At 37.4% G+C, this 17,595-nt stretch carries 16 protein-coding genes; 10 read left to right on the top strand and 6 right to left on the bottom strand.

Annotated features, from left to right (window positions below; genetic code table 11):
* Positions 1–90: 90 nt before the first annotated feature.
* A complete protein-coding gene (locus F1560_RS12170; RefSeq protein WP_149474904.1) occupies positions 91–891 on the top strand; it encodes a histidinol-phosphatase HisJ family protein in 801 nt (266 codons plus the stop codon).
* A 186-nt stretch (positions 892–1,077) separates the two neighbouring features.
* On the opposite strand, the gene F1560_RS12165 is transcribed toward F1560_RS12170, so the two are convergent.
* The 5 genes from F1560_RS12165 to F1560_RS12145 form a co-directional block, all read right to left on the bottom strand.
* On the bottom strand, positions 1,078–1,932 hold the full coding sequence (locus tag F1560_RS12165) for an ROK family protein (protein ID WP_149474903.1): 855 nt from the start codon (positions 1,930–1,932) through the stop codon (positions 1,078–1,080).
* A gap of 349 nt (positions 1,933–2,281) precedes the next feature.
* Positions 2,282–2,959 carry an N-acetylmannosamine-6-phosphate 2-epimerase gene (locus F1560_RS12160; RefSeq protein ID WP_149474902.1) on the bottom strand — a complete coding sequence of 226 codons (678 nt, stop codon included), beginning with the start codon at positions 2,957–2,959 and terminating at the stop codon, positions 2,282–2,284.
* 17 nt (positions 2,960–2,976) lie between these two features.
* Positions 2,977–3,861: an ROK family protein gene (locus F1560_RS12155; protein ID WP_149474901.1), complete on the bottom strand. Its 885-nt coding sequence runs from the start codon at positions 3,859–3,861 to the stop codon at positions 2,977–2,979.
* 10 nt (positions 3,862–3,871) lie between these two features.
* The gene (locus F1560_RS12150) at positions 3,872–4,543 is read right to left on the bottom strand and encodes a FadR/GntR family transcriptional regulator (RefSeq protein ID WP_149475323.1); all 672 of its coding nucleotides are present in this window, start codon (positions 4,541–4,543) and stop codon (positions 3,872–3,874) included.
* A 2-nt stretch (positions 4,544–4,545) separates the two neighbouring features.
* Positions 4,546–5,238, bottom strand: a complete 693-nt coding sequence (locus F1560_RS12145; protein ID WP_149474900.1) for a FadR/GntR family transcriptional regulator — start codon at positions 5,236–5,238, stop codon at positions 4,546–4,548.
* Positions 5,239–5,414: 176 nt separating this feature from the next.
* Between F1560_RS12145 and F1560_RS12140 the strand changes: the two genes are divergently transcribed.
* The 9 genes from F1560_RS12140 (at position 5,415) to F1560_RS12100 (ending at position 16,028) form a co-directional block, all read left to right on the top strand.
* Entirely contained in the window at positions 5,415–6,284 is an 870-nt protein-coding gene (locus F1560_RS12140; protein WP_149474899.1) for an N-acetylneuraminate lyase, read from the top strand.
* A 272-nt stretch (positions 6,285–6,556) separates the two neighbouring features.
* Positions 6,557–8,068: a sodium:solute symporter family protein gene (locus tag F1560_RS12135; RefSeq protein WP_149474898.1), complete on the top strand. Its 1,512-nt coding sequence runs from the start codon at positions 6,557–6,559 to the stop codon at positions 8,066–8,068.
* 210 nt (positions 8,069–8,278) lie between these two features.
* Complete coding sequence (locus tag F1560_RS12130; RefSeq protein ID WP_149474897.1) at positions 8,279–9,202, top strand: Gfo/Idh/MocA family protein; 924 nt, start codon at positions 8,279–8,281, stop codon at positions 9,200–9,202.
* A 213-nt stretch (positions 9,203–9,415) separates the two neighbouring features.
* Entirely contained in the window at positions 9,416–9,724 is a 309-nt protein-coding gene (locus tag F1560_RS12125) for a PTS sugar transporter subunit IIB (protein ID WP_149474896.1), read from the top strand.
* 23 nt (positions 9,725–9,747) lie between these two features.
* Positions 9,748–11,031 (top strand): PTS cellobiose transporter subunit IIC, encoded by a 1,284-nt coding sequence (celB, locus tag F1560_RS12120; protein WP_149474895.1) that lies wholly within the window; start codon positions 9,748–9,750, stop codon positions 11,029–11,031.
* An 84-nt stretch (positions 11,032–11,115) separates the two neighbouring features.
* Positions 11,116–11,421, top strand: coding sequence for a PTS sugar transporter subunit IIA (locus F1560_RS12115; RefSeq protein WP_149474894.1), 306 nt, complete (start codon positions 11,116–11,118; stop codon positions 11,419–11,421).
* 16 nt (positions 11,422–11,437) lie between these two features.
* Positions 11,438–12,826, top strand: a complete 1,389-nt coding sequence (locus F1560_RS12110) for a glycoside hydrolase family 1 protein (protein WP_149474893.1) — start codon at positions 11,438–11,440, stop codon at positions 12,824–12,826.
* A 250-nt stretch (positions 12,827–13,076) separates the two neighbouring features.
* Positions 13,077–14,999, top strand: coding sequence for a BglG family transcription antiterminator (locus F1560_RS12105; protein ID WP_149474892.1), 1,923 nt, complete (start codon positions 13,077–13,079; stop codon positions 14,997–14,999).
* A gap of 249 nt (positions 15,000–15,248) precedes the next feature.
* Positions 15,249–16,028, top strand: a complete 780-nt coding sequence (locus F1560_RS12100; RefSeq protein WP_149474891.1) for a Cof-type HAD-IIB family hydrolase — start codon at positions 15,249–15,251, stop codon at positions 16,026–16,028.
* Positions 16,029–16,117: 89 nt separating this feature from the next.
* On the opposite strand, the gene F1560_RS12095 is transcribed toward F1560_RS12100, so the two are convergent.
* Positions 16,118–17,572 (bottom strand): DASS family sodium-coupled anion symporter, encoded by a 1,455-nt coding sequence (locus F1560_RS12095; RefSeq protein WP_149474890.1) that lies wholly within the window; start codon positions 17,570–17,572, stop codon positions 16,118–16,120.
* Between the last annotated feature and the right edge of the window lie 23 nt (positions 17,573–17,595).

Genomic DNA, 17,595 nt, shown 5'->3' with positions numbered 1-17,595 from the left:
ATAGAAACAAAAAGGTAGCCTTTATGGTTACCTTTTTGTTTAAACTGAATAAAGGAATAGTTACTCCAACTAGAAGAGGTGAAATTAGACATGTATCTTACTGAATATCATCATCATACAGATAACTCATTTGACTCCAAAGCTAGAATGGATGATGTCTGTGCAGAAGCTGTAAAAAGAGGGATTGATGAGATCTGTTTTACAGAGCATTTTTCAGTCAATCCGAATCTTCCAACTTATGGACATCTAGATTTTGAACGATATTTTTCTCAAATCCACCATGTCCAAGATAAATATAGAGGAAGCCTTGTAATCAAAGCAGGCATCGAACTCTGTGAGCCACATTTAATGAAGGATGAATACAATCAAGTACTACAAGAATTGGAATTAGACTTTATTCTTGGATCTGTTCATAATATTGATGAAATAAAGTTGAGAAAGTACATGGAAGATAAGAAACCGTTTGATGTGTATCACGACTATTTTACTGAGGTTTATAAGCTTGTCTCTGAAGCAGATATTGATGTTATTGCTCATTTGGATTTAATGAAACGTTATGCGACGGAGGCGAAGGGTAATTATCAATTTAACGATTTCAACGAGATTTTGGAAGCGATTCTTAGAAAGGCTATTGAACGAGGGATTGGTATTGAAATTAACACATCGGGTATTTCTAATGTGAAGGTTAAAAAGGCATTTCCGACACAGAGCATTTTAAAACGATACCAATCTCTTGGTGGTGAAATATTGACAATAGGTTCTGATTCTCACCGGGCAGAAACGGTAGGTTCCCACCTTGATGATGCCCTAAACATGGCTAAAGCTGCTGGATTTAAGTATGTTTTTACATTTGATAAACGAAATGCGCGTGGGGTGAAACTGGATATATAGTGGAGGAGGGTATAAAAGTTTACTTCTTAATGTAACGAATGCAGTTACTTTCTCGAATAGCGGCCATGACAGAAATCAACCATTAGTTCATGAAAATCATTCTACAAAAAAGGTTCCTTCACAAAGGCTGTTGCTCGGAACCTTTTTTACGTTATTCATGAATAGTTATGTCTCAGCTTTTCCCGTTCACCCCAACAAAGCTAACGCAATAGCACCCTTAATCCCCTGCTCATCATTTAATTTTGGAGCTACAATCATCTTATCCAAATTTTCAAGCTGCATATATGTATTCGAAAGATCACGTACTTTCTTACGGATTAGTGGGTACAACTGCTCTTGTTTCATTACGCCGCCACCAATAATCACTTTTTCAGGAGAAATAATAAGAAGATAATTAATGATTGCTTGTGCTAAATAGTCTGCTACCATATCCCATGCAACATGATCTGCTGTTAATAAATCTCCTTTTTTACCAAAGCGTTTTTCAATCGCTGGTCCTGAGGCTAAACCTTCTAAACAGGTACCATGGTAAGGACAGTTTCCTTCAAAGTTATCGTCTTTTCTTTGTTGAATAAAGATATGGCCCATTTCGGGATGGCTTTTGCCAATATAAGTTTGGCCGTCTTTCACAAACCCAGCTCCAATACCAGTTCCTACAGTGATATAAAGGACACTAGCAGCTTTTCTTGCAGCACCATATTTGTATTCTCCTAAGGCTGCAGCATTGACATCTGTATCTAATGTTACTGGTATATTATAATCTTGTTTTAGCTGATCTAATAGATGGAACTGCTTCCATTTTAGTTTTGGCGTATTTAAAATACTGCCAAATGTTTTGCTTTTTTTATTCAAGTCCACAGGGCCGAAGCTTCCCACTCCTAGTGCTTGGATATCATGTTTGTTGAAGAATTGCTTTGCTGCATCTAGTGTTTTGGCTGGGTCTTCTGTAGGAAATGTTACCTTGTCGAAAATATTTCCAGATTCATCACCAACAGCACATACAAATTTAGTACCACCTGCTTCAATTCCACCTATAAGCATATCGTTCCTCCCCTAAATAATATTTTTATCATTATACATTATATAATAACAACATAAACGTACATTAACACAAAGAGTAGCATTAATGTTATTGTAAAAACCACTATAAAGGTAGATTTAAAGCCATAATCTAAATTACTCAACCAAGGAAGAGTTAGTGTTAAGTGGCAGTAGCCAAAAGAACGATGTCATTTGTAAAAAGTTTAAAAGCTCCAAATCTATCAATTCAAATTTTCGGGGTTGTTGTTAAAGAACTACGCAATACTACGAACCAAATTCTAGAAAACCCGGTGTGGGGGAAATCCGCACTCCGGGTTCTGAGGTATTATTCACCAATCCTACTTAATTGTCACTCCATCATTCCAACAAAACGTTTCGTAATCTCTTTCGGTCTTGTAATCGCTCCACCAACGACACTCGAATATGCGCCAAGTTCCATGCAACGCTTGTACATCTCTGGTGTGATCACATTCCCTTCAGCAATAATTGGTATGTTCACATTTTCCAAAACATCCTTCAAAAATTTAAAGTCATCATGGTAAAGCTTTTTACCTTTTGTTATTTCGGTGTAACCATGCAAAGTAGTGGATATGCAGTCAAACCCAAGCTGCTCTGCCTGAACCGCCTCATCGAGTGTAGCAATATCGGCCATGAGCTGAATAGTACTATTCTTTTCCCGTGTATAGCTCACAAGCTCTGCAAGTTCAATATTATTTGGGCGTTTCCTGTTTGTCGCATCCATTGCAATCATTTCACAGTCGCTTTCCATTAATTCGTCTATTTCTTTATAAGTTGCAGTTATAAAAACAGAGCTATCTTCATAATCACGTTTTACAATACCTACTACTGGCAGATCGACTTCTTTTTTAATTTCGATAATATCCTCTTTAGAGTTGGCTCGAATGCCTTTTGCTCCACCTTCCAGTGCTGCTAATGCCATTTTGGACATAATAAATGAACTATGTAATGGTTCATCAGGTAATGCCTGACAGGATACAATCAAATTTCCTTTTATATTTTCTAGCATATCTTATTTCCCCCTATTCAAAAAGTGTTATTTTTCTTATTTAAAAAAGGATACACAGCTCCATATAATGCAGCGTCATTAAATAATTCAGCTATCTTCAGCTCCGTTTTCAGGAAATTATCCGGTAAGAATACTTCGAGCTGATTTTGAATCTGTTTGAGAAGATAATCACCTTGAGCTGAGACGCCACCACCTATTAGAATGCATTTTGGGTCTGTTATTAAAATAATTTGCGCTAATCCCTTTGCTACTTCTTTTGCCCAGGACTCAATAATGGAAATACAGGATTCATTTCCATTTTTCGCATGTTCAAAAACGGATTGCACTGAAAATTCGCTTCCTAATTCTTCTTCTATTCTCTTATGTAAAGCTGCTGTTGACGCGCGTTCTTCATAGTTTGTTCCTGTTTCTTGGTCATACAATAAATATCCCACTGAATTTGCCTGGTGATTAAATCCATCCTTTAGTTGGTGATCATAGTGTGCACCGCCAATTCCTGTACCCAAGGTAATGCATATAACATGATTCTGATTTCTGGCAGCACCTTTCCAAATTTCTCCGAGCAGTGCTGCATTTACATCATTCTCAACATGGACCGGCAGCTTGTATTTGTCAGTCAGCAAAGATTTGAAAGATGTACCTTTATAGTCTTTAATGGTCGGTCCAGCGTAAATTATTTCCCCTTCTGTCCTGTCTACAATCCCTGCAGTGCTGATGCCGACTCCATCAATCTCGTACTTAACTGTTGTGTTCTCTACTATTGTTTCAATCTGTTTTAAAATGGCATGGTTGATATTTACGGGTGTATCAATCTTCTGATGGTTATAAAGTCTATGCTGCTCATCCATCAGGGCATATTTAATGTATGTACCCCCAATATCAATGGACAGGTAAATCCCCATATGAATCCCCCTATACCTTTGTGTTTTGTATATGTCTTGTGAGTAATGATTTTGCTTGTTCAGCATTCCCTTTAATCATTGCTTCTACAATTTGTAAATGTTCTGATGTAGCTTTTTGATATTCGTCTATTGTCATTTCAATATATTCTGTTTTGAAAAAATAGGTTGTAATCATGTTCGTCATTTGAATAAACAGCTTATTATTAGTTGCTTCTAGAAGATGCTTATGAAAAGCAATATCCGCTTCTCTGAATTTCTCCAATGATTGGCAGTTTTTACTGTCATCCACCATGTGTTTTAATTCATTTAGTTCGTCCATTCGATTTTGCCGAATAATTTCATCAATGGCACTTGACTCAAAAATGATTCTTAAGCTTAATATGTCCTCGATTTGCCCATCATTAACCTGCCAAAGGAAGAAAAAGCTGTTCAGGAGATTTTCTATGTTTGATTCATTTATGAATGCGCCTTTTCCCTGTGTTGTTGTAATAACTCCAGTATTTTCGAGATAACTTAAGGCCTCTCTGACCACAGACCTACTTACCCCGAACATCATAGTGAATGTGCGCTCTGTTGGAAGTTTGTCTCCTGCCTTTAGTTGCTTATCGATTATATATTTTTTAATTTCCTGTATGACTGTTTTTTTGAGAGACGTTCTTTCTGTCATTTCCACTGGATCCATTTTCACGATTCTTCCTCCATTTTCTTAATAAAAGTAAAAATAGGTTCAAAGTGGTCATTCATTGTTTTCTGCGCATGAAGCAGATCATTATCCTTAATAGCATCAACAATTTCATTGTGCTGTTTGTACGATTTTATTAAGGATTCCTGATTCTCTGTTAAATCTATTCTTACGAGAGCAAAGTACTGATGAATAATTTCACTGAAGTCATAAAAGGTATCATTATCAGTTGCTTTAATAAGGGATTGATGGAAAATACGATCGAATTTTTTCGTATCCCCATTGGTTGTAATCGCTTGTAGATAGGACTCATTTATTTCTCTCAGCTGTTGTATATCCAATGGAACCTGCTTTTCAATAATCAGACGCAATGCCCCAAGTTCGATGATTTTTCGAATTTCGATTAATTCCCTTATTTTTACACCATGTGTTTCATAATGATGTTTTAAAATGGAATTGATCGTTCCAAGCTTCGTGTCCGCAATATAGATTCCGCCACCGGGCTTAATCTTTAAAATCCCGACAGCTTGAAGTGAAATTAACGCTTCTCTTACTACAGTTCGGCTCACCTTCAGCTGCTCCGTCAGCTCTTTTTCCGTTAAAAATTTATCATTTGGTTTTAACTTATTTTCTAAAATATAGTTTTTAATTTTTTCGATAACAATATTCACCAGTGAAGTCTTTTGAATTACCACGTTGATCCCTCGTTTTTTCCTAAATCATATCATATTTTCATAGTTGTAATGAAACCCCTTACGAAAAGAGTTGACATTTTATGAAAACCCTTTTATGATGAAATTGAAAATTGGTCTGACAATATTATAACTTTATGAATGCGTTTTAGCAATTATAAAATGAAGGAGGATTTTTCATGAAAGGTATATTTTCAGCATTACTCGTTCCTTTTGATGATCAGGGGAGAATTAAAGAACAGGGGTTACGTGAAGTAATCAGAAATAATATCGACGTGCAGCAAGTTGATGGGTTATATGTAAACGGCAGTTCTGGAGAGAACTTCATGCTGACAACCGACCAGAAGAAGCAAATTTTTAAAATTACACATGAAGAAACGAATGGAGCAATTAAATTAATCGCACAAGTTGGCTCAATCAATCTAGATGAGGCTGTGGAACTTGGGAAGTATGCAACAGAATTGGGTTATGACAGCCTTTCAGCTGTTACGCCATTCTATTATAAATTTACGTTTGATGAGATCAAAAATTATTATGAAACGATTATTGAAGCAACAGGCAACAATATGATTATTTACGCTATTCCAGCTTTGACAGGCGTATCCATGTCATTGGAACAGTTTGATGTACTTTTCCAAAATGAAAAGGTTATCGGTGTTAAATATACAGATGGCAATTTCTTTATGTTAGAGCGTCTGCGTAAGAAATATCCAAATAAACTGATCTATTCAGGATTTGACGAAATGCTAATATATGGCGCGGTATCCGGGGTGGACGGTGCAATAGGAAGTACCTATAATATTCATGGTAATCTTGCAAAACAAATTTTTGAAATGGTGGAGCAAGGCGAAGTTGCAAGGGCCTATGAAGTGCAGCATATCATGAACGATATCATAGAAAAAGTTTTAGAACTTGGGTTGTATCAGACATTGAAGGAAATATTGAATGTGAAGGGCATCGATGCCGGAACAGTGAAGCAGCCAATGAGTCCATTTGATTCAGGTAAAAGGGAAGCTGTGGAAAAACTGGTGAAAGATTTTAATTTGTGATTGAAGCAAAAAGTATATTCATATTTTTTCTTTACAAGTGGGCGGGTAATACTTCAAAAGCACTTGTATGCAGAATTATGCCCGCTCAGAAAGCTTGTATTTAAAGAATAGAATAAGAGTTTCTAAGAAAGCAAAATAGGCTTTCAAGAATTCCTTTACCGAATGCCAAGTTTTCATAAGACCAAACAAGGAAAAGTAGTTATACTGCTTTTCCTATCAATTAATTTTTTGAATAATAAATATTTAAGCGCATACAAAGAGGGGGAAAAATAATGGAAAAAGTGGGTCTTGGTACAGTAAACTGGATCGTATTAGTTGTTTATTTAATCGCTATGCTCGGCGTAGGTCTATACTTCACGAAAAAGGCCGGTAAGGATACGGATGCCTTCTTTAAAGCAAGTGGTAAAATTCCTGCATGGGCAGCGGGATTTAGTATTTATGCGACAACTTTGAGTGCTATTACATTTATGTCTACACCAGAGCAGGCATTTTTAACGGACTGGTCCTATGCAGCAGGGAACCTTGCAATATTTGCAATTATCCCGATACTGATTTATTTCTACATTCCATTCTTCAGAAAGCTTAATATAACAACAGCGTATGAATATTTGGAAGAAAGATTCGGACCTTCACTAAGGGTAATTGGAAGCTTATTATTTGTTTTATTTCATATTGGACGAGTAGCGATTGTTATTTACTTACCAACATTGGCCATTACTTCCGTATCAGACATTAATCCAGTGCTCATTGCTGCAGCTGTTGGAGGGTTGTGTATTATCTACACATTCTTAGGTGGTATGGAAGGCGTAATCTGGAGTGATGTTATTCAAGGGATTTTATTACTCGGTGGTGCAATCTTAGTTGTTGTACTTGGTATCTCAGCAGTTAATGGTGGTTTTTCAACTATATTGAGTGATGCGATTTCTAATGAAAAATTTATTACAGCGCAAAACTTTCAGTTTGGTACTGCAGCTGCAGCAATACCAATTATTTTCCTTGGTTCCATTTTCAATAACCTGCATCAGTATACCGCGAGTCAGGATGTGGTACAGCGCTATCAGACAACAAGTTCTATCAAGGATACAAATAAATCCTTGTGGACAAATGGAATTCTTGCATTAATCACAATTCCTATATTTTATGGTATGGGGACGGTGCTTTACAGCTATTACAATAATGTGGAAGCTCTTCCTGAAGGATTCAACACATCAGCAATCGTTCCATATTTCATTGTAACGTCATTGCCAGTCGGTGTTGCAGGTTTACTAATTGCTGCTATTTTCGCGGCTGCTCAATCTACCATTTCATCAAGTCTTAATAGTATTTCAGCTTGTATATTAGTTGACTTTAAGCAACGATTTTTCAATAAAGATAAATCAAATGATGTTGCACTTGCAAGATGGGTAGTTATCATTGCCGGTATTCTTGGATTAGCTGCTGCTTTGTATCTCATTTCCACGAATCGGGCTGAAACATGGAACTTATTTTTGGCTATAACTGGATTATTTGGTGTGCCGATTGCTGGTATATTTGCACTTGGGATCTTCACGAAACGTGCAAATGCTCCAGGTGTATTAGTTGGATTATTCCTTAGTGCAATTGCTTCGTACTTTATCCAACAAACTGAGTTAACCCCATTTGCTGTAAGTATGGTTTCTTTCTTCACATCGTTTGGATTTGGATATATCGCAAGTTTCTTCTTTCCTAAATTCAATAAAAACACAACTGGTCTTACAATATTCAGTAAGAATGAAAAGTATGTGAAAGAAAAAATAGGAGCTTAAAGTAATTATCGAGTAATCACAGATAGAAGTGATTACTCGTTTTTTTGTTTGTAATGCTATTGTTTATGGGCGGATTAAAAGCACCGACATGAATCTTAAAAAACTCCAATAAGCATGTTTCACATCTACTAAGTACTTGTTTTCTTACTCCATATAAAATAACATGAAAGCGCATAAATAAAAAGAATAGCTTAGTTGAGGAGTGTTTAAATGAAACAACCAAGAATTGCCATGATTGGTCTTGGAGGTATCGCACAAAAAGCTTATTTACCAATTTTAACGAAAGAAACGGAGTGGCAATTTGTCGGTGCTTTTTCTCCGAACGCGAAAAAAAGAAAACAAATTTGCCAGCAATATCGAATTCAGGATTTCCATAGTATCTCAGCATTAATACAAGCAAGTGATGCGGTATTTGTTCATAGCTCTACGGAATCTCATTTTGAACTAGTATCGGAACTTCTTAGAAATGGAAAAGATGTTTATGTGGATAAGCCACTTGCTGCTACAGTTGAAGAAGCGGAAAAACTAGTCGAGTTAGGTGAAAAAAATCGTCGAAAGCTAATGGTTGGATTTAATCGTCGTTTTGCACCGATGTATGTGGAAGCGAAGCGAGGTGCAGGGGAGCCTGCTGCAATTTATGTTGAGAAACACCGTACAAATAGCATCGATCCGGCTAATTATCGTTTTACGATGCTTGATGATTACATTCACATCGTTGACTTAATAAGGTGGTTTGCTGGTGGTGAATTAAAGTTGATGTATCAAAAGCTAAAAACTAATTTGGCTGAACAGCTCGTTTTTGCTCAGCATGTTTTTGAAGCGGACAATGGAACTTCCTTTAATCTTTCTATGCATCGAAAGGCTGGAACGAATTTAGAGCAATTAAGGTTACTTACCGATGGGGCACTAATTAAAGTAAAAAACTTAAATGTGATGGAAACGGATCTAGATGGTAAACTTACCATCCAAGCATCTCCTTCTTGGGAAACGATTTTAAAGCAAAAGGGTTTTGTTGATGCGGTTGAACATTTCGTGGAATGTGTTACCCACGACTCACAACCTCTCGTCGATGGGGTAGAGGGATTAAAATCACAACTAGTTGTAGAAGAGTTACTGGTTAAAGCTGAAAGTTAAATGGTAAAACTCCTTACTGATGGTAGGGAGTTTTTAATTCTACTAATGAATAATAATTGCGATTTTTGGCTGATAAAATATTCAAACAATGAAAGCGTTTAATAACTTCCTCTTTAAAGAGGAAAAACAATGCGTGTTAATGAAACCGCTTTAGCGGTACTATAAATATAGATACAAAAACAAATTGCATTATAATCCAGGGGGAATTATCAGATGAAAAATATATTATTAGCATGCTCATCAGGAATGTCAACAAGTCTTTTAGTGAACAAGATGAAGGAATCAGCTGCTTCTAAAGGGATTGAAGTCAATATTTGGGCTGTTGCACAAGATAAAGCACCAAGTGAAATAGAAAAGGCAGATGTTCTTTTAATCGGTCCGCAAATGAGATTTATGAAGAAGAAATTTTCTGTAGTTGCAGAGAAAGCTGGAGTTCCATTAGACATTATTGATCCCATGGCTTATGGTCGCGTAGATGGAGAAGCGGTTTTAAATAAAGCATTGGAGTTAATTGGTGAATAATTACCAAGAGGGGGAGCAAAAAAATGAACAGGTTTATGGAGGTCTTGGAAAATATTCTATTACCAATTGCAGACAAGCTAAATAATAACAAATATTTGACGGCTTTGCGTGATGGTTTCATGGTTTCATTACCATTAATTATTTTTGGTTCAATATTCGTTGTTTTAGCAAACCTGCCATTCTTAGATAAGCTAATTGGTGAAGAGGCATTTGCAACGTATCAAACTGCATTAGGGCCAGCTTCAGCCGCAACCTTAAGTATTATGGGCTTGTTCGTCATAATTGGTATCGGATATAAGCTAACTGAGCAATATGGTTTGGAGGCTATTTATGGTGGAGCAGCTGCTTTAGCTTCGTTCTTAATCTTAACACCGCAAGTTCTTGAGGGAGTAGCAGGTGTTATTCCAACAGTAAGCTTAGGTGCACAAGGTATGTTCTTAGGAATCATTACGGCGTTTGTTTCGGCTGAGCTATACCGGTTCTTTACTCAGAAAAATTGGACAATCAAAATGCCACCAGGCGTTCCGGATGCAGTTTCTAAATCATTTAGTGCATTAATTCCAATCACGTTAACGTTATCATTCTTTTTAATAATTCGTATTATTTTCAGCTATACACCATTTGAAACCATACAGAACTTTATATATACCATTATTCAACAGCCATTGACTACTCTAGGTAGTGGTTTGCCAGCAACTATTATTGCAGTACTTTTAATTCAAGTTTTCTGGTTCTTTGGATTACATGGTCAGATTATCGTAAACTCTGTATTTGATCCAATTTGGTACACCTTAAACGATGAAAATTTACAAGCATTCCAAGCAGGTCTTGAGTTGCCAAACGTTGTAACAAAACAGTTTATTGATACTTTCTTAGTTGGTATGGGTGGAACTGGTATGACGTTAGCGGTTATCATTCTTATCTTTATGATAGGCAGAAGCAGGCAGTTAAAAGAGCTAGGGAAGCTCGGTGCGCCAGCGGGCATATTCAACGTAAACGAGCCAATTATCTTTGGATTGCCGATTGTTATGAACCCATTAGTCCTGATTCCTTGGATTATCGCTCCAGTGGTTATAACGATTATTACGTATATTGCGATGTCAACTGGAATAGTACCGAAGCCAGCTGGAATTATTGTCCCGTGGACTACGCCGCCGCTGATAAGTGGATTTTTAGCAACAGGTAATGCGTGGCAAGGTGCAGTACTGCAGGCATTTAATTTAATGGTTGTTATGGTGATCTGGTGGCCGTTCTTGAAAATTCTGGATAAAAACTATTATGAGAAAGAGAAAAGCGGGAGTAAGTAGGTAAAATAGTGGCCCCATTTTATAAAATTGGGGTCATCCTATTTGGGGATAGATGGAGCTAGCAACTTAGAGAGGTGAAGGGGAATGGACAACATAACAGAAATTGCATTTCAAATTATTTTATATGCAGGAAATGGACGTTCTAGTGCAATGGAGGCTATCCAAGATGCGAAAGAGGGGAATTTTGAAGAGGCTGATCGAAAAATAGTAGAAGCGGGTGAAGAGCTAACAAAGGCACATGGTTTCCAGACTAAGCTATTACAAGAAGAAGCTAGTGGTGAAGGGGTAAATGTGAATGTTATTTTAATTCATTCACAGGATCATTTAATGAACGCCATGACTGTTCGTGATTTGGCAGTAGAATTTATTGAACTTTATCGCAGCAAATAATGAGGAGGTATATGAAATGTCAGTTCAATATAAATTTCCAGAAGGATTTTGGTGGGGAAGTGCAACATCGGCAACGCAAATGGAGGGAGCAGCCAATGAAGGAGGAAAGGGAAAAAATATCTGGGACCATTGGTACGAAGTCGAACCAAATCGTTTTTTTGAAGGTGTAGGTCCAGAATCCACATCTGACTTTTATTACCGTTATAAAGAAGATATCCAATTAATGAAGGAGATTGGTCACAATACATTCCGTCTATCAATCTCTTGGTCTCGCCTAATCCCTGGTGGACGTGGTAAGGTAAATCAAGAGGCTGTGAAGTTCTACAATAATATAATTGATGAACTACTTGCTAATGGGATTGAGCCTTTTGTAAACCTATACCATTTTGATATGCCATTCGAGTTACAAGAAGAAGGTGGCTGGGAAAGCAGGTCTGTCGTTGATGAATATGCAGCATATGCCAAAGAAGCTTTCCGCCTGTTTGGTGATCGTGTTTCAAAATGGTTTACATTCAACGAGCCAATTGTACCGGTAGAAGGCGGCTATCTATATGATTTCCATTATCCAAATGTAGTCGACGGAAGACGTGCGGTACAAGTTGCTTATCATACAATGGTTGCTCATGCAAAAGCGGTGGAGGTTTTCCGTACATTTGATATTAACGAGGGGAAAATTGGTATCATTTTAAATCTGACGCCATCTTATCCGCGTAGCCAAAACTCCGCTGACTTAAAAGCATCTCGAATTGCGGATTTATTCTTTAACCGTAGTTTCTTGGATCCAGCAGTCTTAGGAGAGTACCCTGAAGAGTTAATCGAAATTTTGCGTGAACACGGTCAATTACCTATGACAGAAAATGGAGATCGCGAGCTAATTAAAGCAAACACTGCTGATATTCTAGGTGTTAATTATTATCAACCACGCCGTGTTAAAGCAAAAGAACATTTGCCAAATCCATATGGACCTTTCATGCCAGATTGGTTCTTCGATAATTATGAAATGCCTGGACGTAAAATGAATCCATATCGCGGTTGGGAAATCTATGAAAAAGGCATCTATGACATTATGATTAATCTAAAAGAAAACTATGGCAACATTGAATCCTTTATCTCGGAAAATGGTATGGGAGTTCAGGATGAAGAACGGTTCCTAGAAGACGGGGAAATCCAAGACGACTACCGAATTGACTTTATCCGGGAACATCTAACGTGGCTGCACAAAGCAATTCAGGAAGGCTGTAACGCAAAAGGCTATCACCTATGGACGTTTATGGACAACTGGTCCTGGATGAACGCCTACAAAAATCGATATGGATTCTTCTCAGTCGATGTAAAGACAAAAGAGCGCAAACCGAAGAAAAGTGCACACTGGATCAAAGAGGTATCCGAGCAAAACGGGTTCTAATAAGAATTAGATAGTTTTCCTTTTGCATAATAAGGAACAACTAATAAAATAATTGTGCGGTTTAGAGGAAGTTTATAAAAATGAGCGGAATTATAGGCAGCTCTATTATAATAGTATTTTTTGTGAAAGGTTCTGGTTCTGCATAGGTATCAGAGCCTTTTATAGTTAAAATAAATATAGAGGGCAAAATTAGGTATAAAAGGTTCGTGTTAATAGTAATTGTTACACCGAAAGTAGGTGGAATAAAAAGATGCTAGAATATAGAATGAAAATGATATTACGAGAATTAATTGCAGTTGAGGCCCCTATTACAGGTACCTACTTAGCTTCTATTACCCAGGTAACGGTACGAACCACAAGAGAAGATATTAAAAACCTTTGTACGTTACTAGAGGGAAACGGAGCTATGATTGAGTCATTAATGGCGAAGGGATATCAGCTGAAAATTATGGATGAACAACTTTTTCGGGACTTTTTAACAGAAATATCAAGTGATGATCAGTCAATGAAAGAGTTTGTTCCAAATACACCTGAAGAAAGAACGAAATATATCATCATACGACTTCTGCTTCATAAAAATTATATTAAGTTAGATGATTTAGCAGATGAGATGTATATTAGCAGGTCTACTATTCAAAATGATTTAAAGCAAGTAAGAGAAATATTGTCTAAATATGATCTTAACTTAGAAGTGCGTCCAAATTATGGTTTGAAAGTAAAAGGGAATGAAATGAAGCTTCGTTTTTGTATGGCTGAATATATTTTTGATTGGGATGAAGATATTGGAGAGCAATTGATGGATTCATATTTAGCCTCCTTTGATCAGAAAGCACTCGATGTTTTTTTGAAGATTATCATCAAGCAAATTAACTCCCATTGCATCACTTTATCAGACATAGCTTTAAATAACTTACTTGTTCATATTGCCATCGCTTATAAGCGGATAAAAAGTGGTAATCATGTGAAATTATACCATATGGATTTACAGGATATTTTGAAACAAAAAGAATATCAAGTGGCTCAGGAAATCGTAAATGAGATAGAAGAGAAGTGCCAGGTTGAATTTCCACAATTGGAGGTAGCTTATATTGCAATACATTTACTTGGGACAAAAATGCTTTCGCAGGCAAATGATGCCGTGGAAGAGGTAATTGATGAGGATATACTTCATCTTGTGACATTGGCGTTGGATAAAATCGAGCAGGAATTAAACCTTGGAATTAATGATGATAAGGAGTTAATTCTTGGATTGAGTCTTCATTTGAAGCCGGCTGTTAATCGGTATAAGTATGGCATGAATATCCGTAATCCGATGCTGGAAGATATTAAAAAGAATTATCCATTGGCATTTGAAGCAGCTATTTATGCCGGAATAATAATTGGCAAAGAAACAGGAACTGAAATAGACGAACCCGAAGTTGGCTATATTGCGCTTCATATAGGAGCAGCGATTGAAAGAAGGAAGCTGAAAAGTGGACCAAAACGCTGTTTAATCGTCTGTGCATCTGGCTTTGGAACAGCGCAACTAATTTATTATAAATTGAAAAATCAATTTGGTAAGGATTTGGATGTTGTTGGAACAACGGAATATTATAAATTACGTGAGTACAATTTGAATGATATAGATTTTATTGTCAGTTCGATTCCAATTCAAGATAATATCCCAGTACCGGTTATTCAAGTTAATGCTATTTTAGGTGATAGTGATTTAAGAAAGATTGGACGATTTGTCGTGGAGCAGGCTCACTCTATGAATACTTATTTTAGTGAGGAGCTAATGTTTCTTCGGAAAAAATATCAAACGATGGATGAGGTTTTGAGTTTTCTAAATGATGAATTGTTTAAAAGAGGAATAGTAGACGAGACGTTTTTAGAAGCAGTTTATGAAAGAGAAAAAGTGGCACCAACTTCATATGGCAATTTAGTAGCAATACCACATCCCATAACACCTAAGACGGAAAAAACTTTTCTAACTATATGTACCTTAGAAAAGCCAATAAAATGGATGGATAAACCTGTGCAATTTATTTGCCTCCTATGTGTTAAAAGAAATTCTCAAGAAGACCTGCAGGCAATGTACGAAATGCTTGGGGAGATAATTGATAGTAGTACAATCGTTGAAAGGTTGATTAAAGCAAGGAATTATAAAGAGTTTGTTGGGAGTTTGCAGTAATGGGACGTTTTTAATGCGTCTCATTTTTCGTTTAAGTAGGCTAAGGATAAAGGTACTTTACTCCATAAAAGGCCGATGACGGAAGGGGAATTAAGGATAAGATTTCAGCAGGAAAGGAAGGTCGACTGTCTATTTTTATAATAATTAGAAAATTATAGTTTCCTACCATTTCCTCAACCGAATCAATTGCATTCCCCCACCATTTCCCGTAAGCTAAACAATAGAAATACCATAGAAAGAGGTATCAACATGCAAAAAAAGTTAATTATTTTTGATATAGATGGAACACTGTATGATGATGAGAAACTACTTCCTGCTTCAACAAAGCAAGCTATTCAAGGACTGCAGGAAGAAGGACATGAAATTGCAATTGCAACAGGGCGTTCGCCGTTTAACTTTAAAGACCTGCGCGAAGAGTTAAATATCAACACATTTATAAGTTTTAACGGGCAATATGTCGTTCGGGACGAAGAAGTTGTTTTCAAAAATCCAATCAAACGAGACTTGCTGGAGCAATTAACTGCTCATGCCGGGAAGCAGGAACATCCGCTGATCTACATGGATCATGAAGGCTGGTATTCAAATGTGGAAGACCATGCTGAATTGGCTGAAGCAATTGATACGTTGAAAGTGAATAATAAAGTAGGCTTTGACCCGAGTTTCTATGAAAATAATGAGATCTACCAAACGTTGCTTTTTTGTAAGGATGAGCATGAAGCAGTATACAAAGAGGCAGTGGATCAACTCGATTTTGTCCGCTGGCATCAATATTCTGTAGACGTTTTGCCATTAGGCGGGTCAAAAGCGAAGGGCATCGAAAATCTAGTAAAGCATTTAGGAGTTTCCCCTGAGCATGTTTATGCATTTGGTGATGGGTTAAACGATGTTGAGATGCTGACGTATGTTCACAATAGCGTTGCAATGGGCAATGGACATGATTTAGCTAAAAAAGCTGCTAAATACGTTACGAAAGATGTAGGCGAAGATGGAATTTTACACGGACTGCAGTTGGTTGGTCTGTTGAAGTAGCATAGTATACATTAATATGGGGAGCTTGAATTTAGAAAAAAGGGCAGTCGCTTTGGGCTGCCCTCTTTTCATTTGATGTCGTTGATCGTTTACAACAATCCGACCCATTTCCAATATGTTGCACTGAACAGAAGGATAAGCAAGTAACCGACGACCGTAAGTGGGATACCGGATTTCAGCAGCTGTTTCATCGTAAATGTACCTGTTCCATATGCAAGCATATTCTGTGGTGCGCTGACAGGTAATAGGAACCCGAAGCTAATTACAAATTGCATAATTAATACAAGACCTGGACCATTGAATGATGTTGGTTCCATCGAGCCAACGAGTGCGATAACAATTGGAATAAATGCAGATGCTAAACTTGTTGCACTTGCAAATCCTAGATGAATTAAAATATTAAATAGTGCAAGAACCGCAATCATTAATACCAAAGGCATAGCTGTTACACCAAGTGCCTCAAATGAATTAGACGATAGCCATGTTGCTCCTTCTGTCGCTAATAGAACGGTTCCTAAGGAAATGCCTGTCGCAAATACAATTAATGTCCCCCATGGAACTTTGGCCTGCACTTCTTTCCAAGAAAAAATTCCGATTATCGGTGTTAACATAACAGCTACTGCTATAATCGTAATTGTCGTTGAATCTAGTGGATGTAATGTTCCCTCTGTTGACCAAAAGAGTAATAATAATCCCGCTATGATAATTAGCCGTAACTCTTTTCCACTGATTTTTCCGAGCTCCTGCAGTTGCTTTTTAATGCTTGCTCCTTCTTGAAATTCCGACATATCCGGCTTAATCAGATTGACCATAACAAAGTAGAGGAGAATCGACATCAGAATCGCCCACGGGGCAGCGTATAAGAACCATTCTCCCCATGTAACATCAATTCCAAATGCCGTTTCCATAAAACCAAGAGCAACCATGTTTTGAGCTGCCGCGGTTTTAATCCCGATATTCCAAATGGAAATCGATTGGACAGCTGTAATCATCAGTAATGCAGCTAATTTGCTTTCTTTAGCCAGTCCAAATGCAGCGATAATACCAAGCAGGATTGGAACCAATGTACCTGCACGAGCAGTTGCGCTTGGAACAAATAATGCAAGCACGAAGCTAACGATAATCGTCCCGAGAACGAGTGCACCAGGCTTTGTCCCAACTTTTGACATAATGTACAGGGCAATTCGTCTGTGCAATCCGGTAAGTTCCATTGCTGTTGCAAGAACAAGCGCTCCACCGACAAGCAATACAGCGGATGAACTAAATCCATCGACGGCCATACTGAGGCCTTGTTTCGTACCATATACAATTGTCGGATCTTCCACTGTTGGGGAAATACCAATAAGAACAGCCAGCAAACTAACAATCATGACAGCACTTACAGGATACGTTACAGCTTCTGTCACCCACAGGATAACAGCAAATGCAAGTACAGCAAGCGCACGCTGACCTACAATAGGAAGCGAATCTGGATTCGGTAACAAAATAATAATAATCAGTACTGCAAATGCAAGTAAAAGGGCAACTAAATCTTTCTTTTTCATAGGAAAAACCTCCCTTTATCTAC

This window comes from Oceanobacillus polygoni, assembly GCF_008304605.1.
Classification (GTDB): domain Bacteria; phylum Bacillota; class Bacilli; order Bacillales; family Amphibacillaceae; genus Oceanobacillus; species Oceanobacillus polygoni.
Note: the sequence above shows the minus strand (reverse complement) of the source record. Positions and strands in the feature narration are given on the sequence as shown.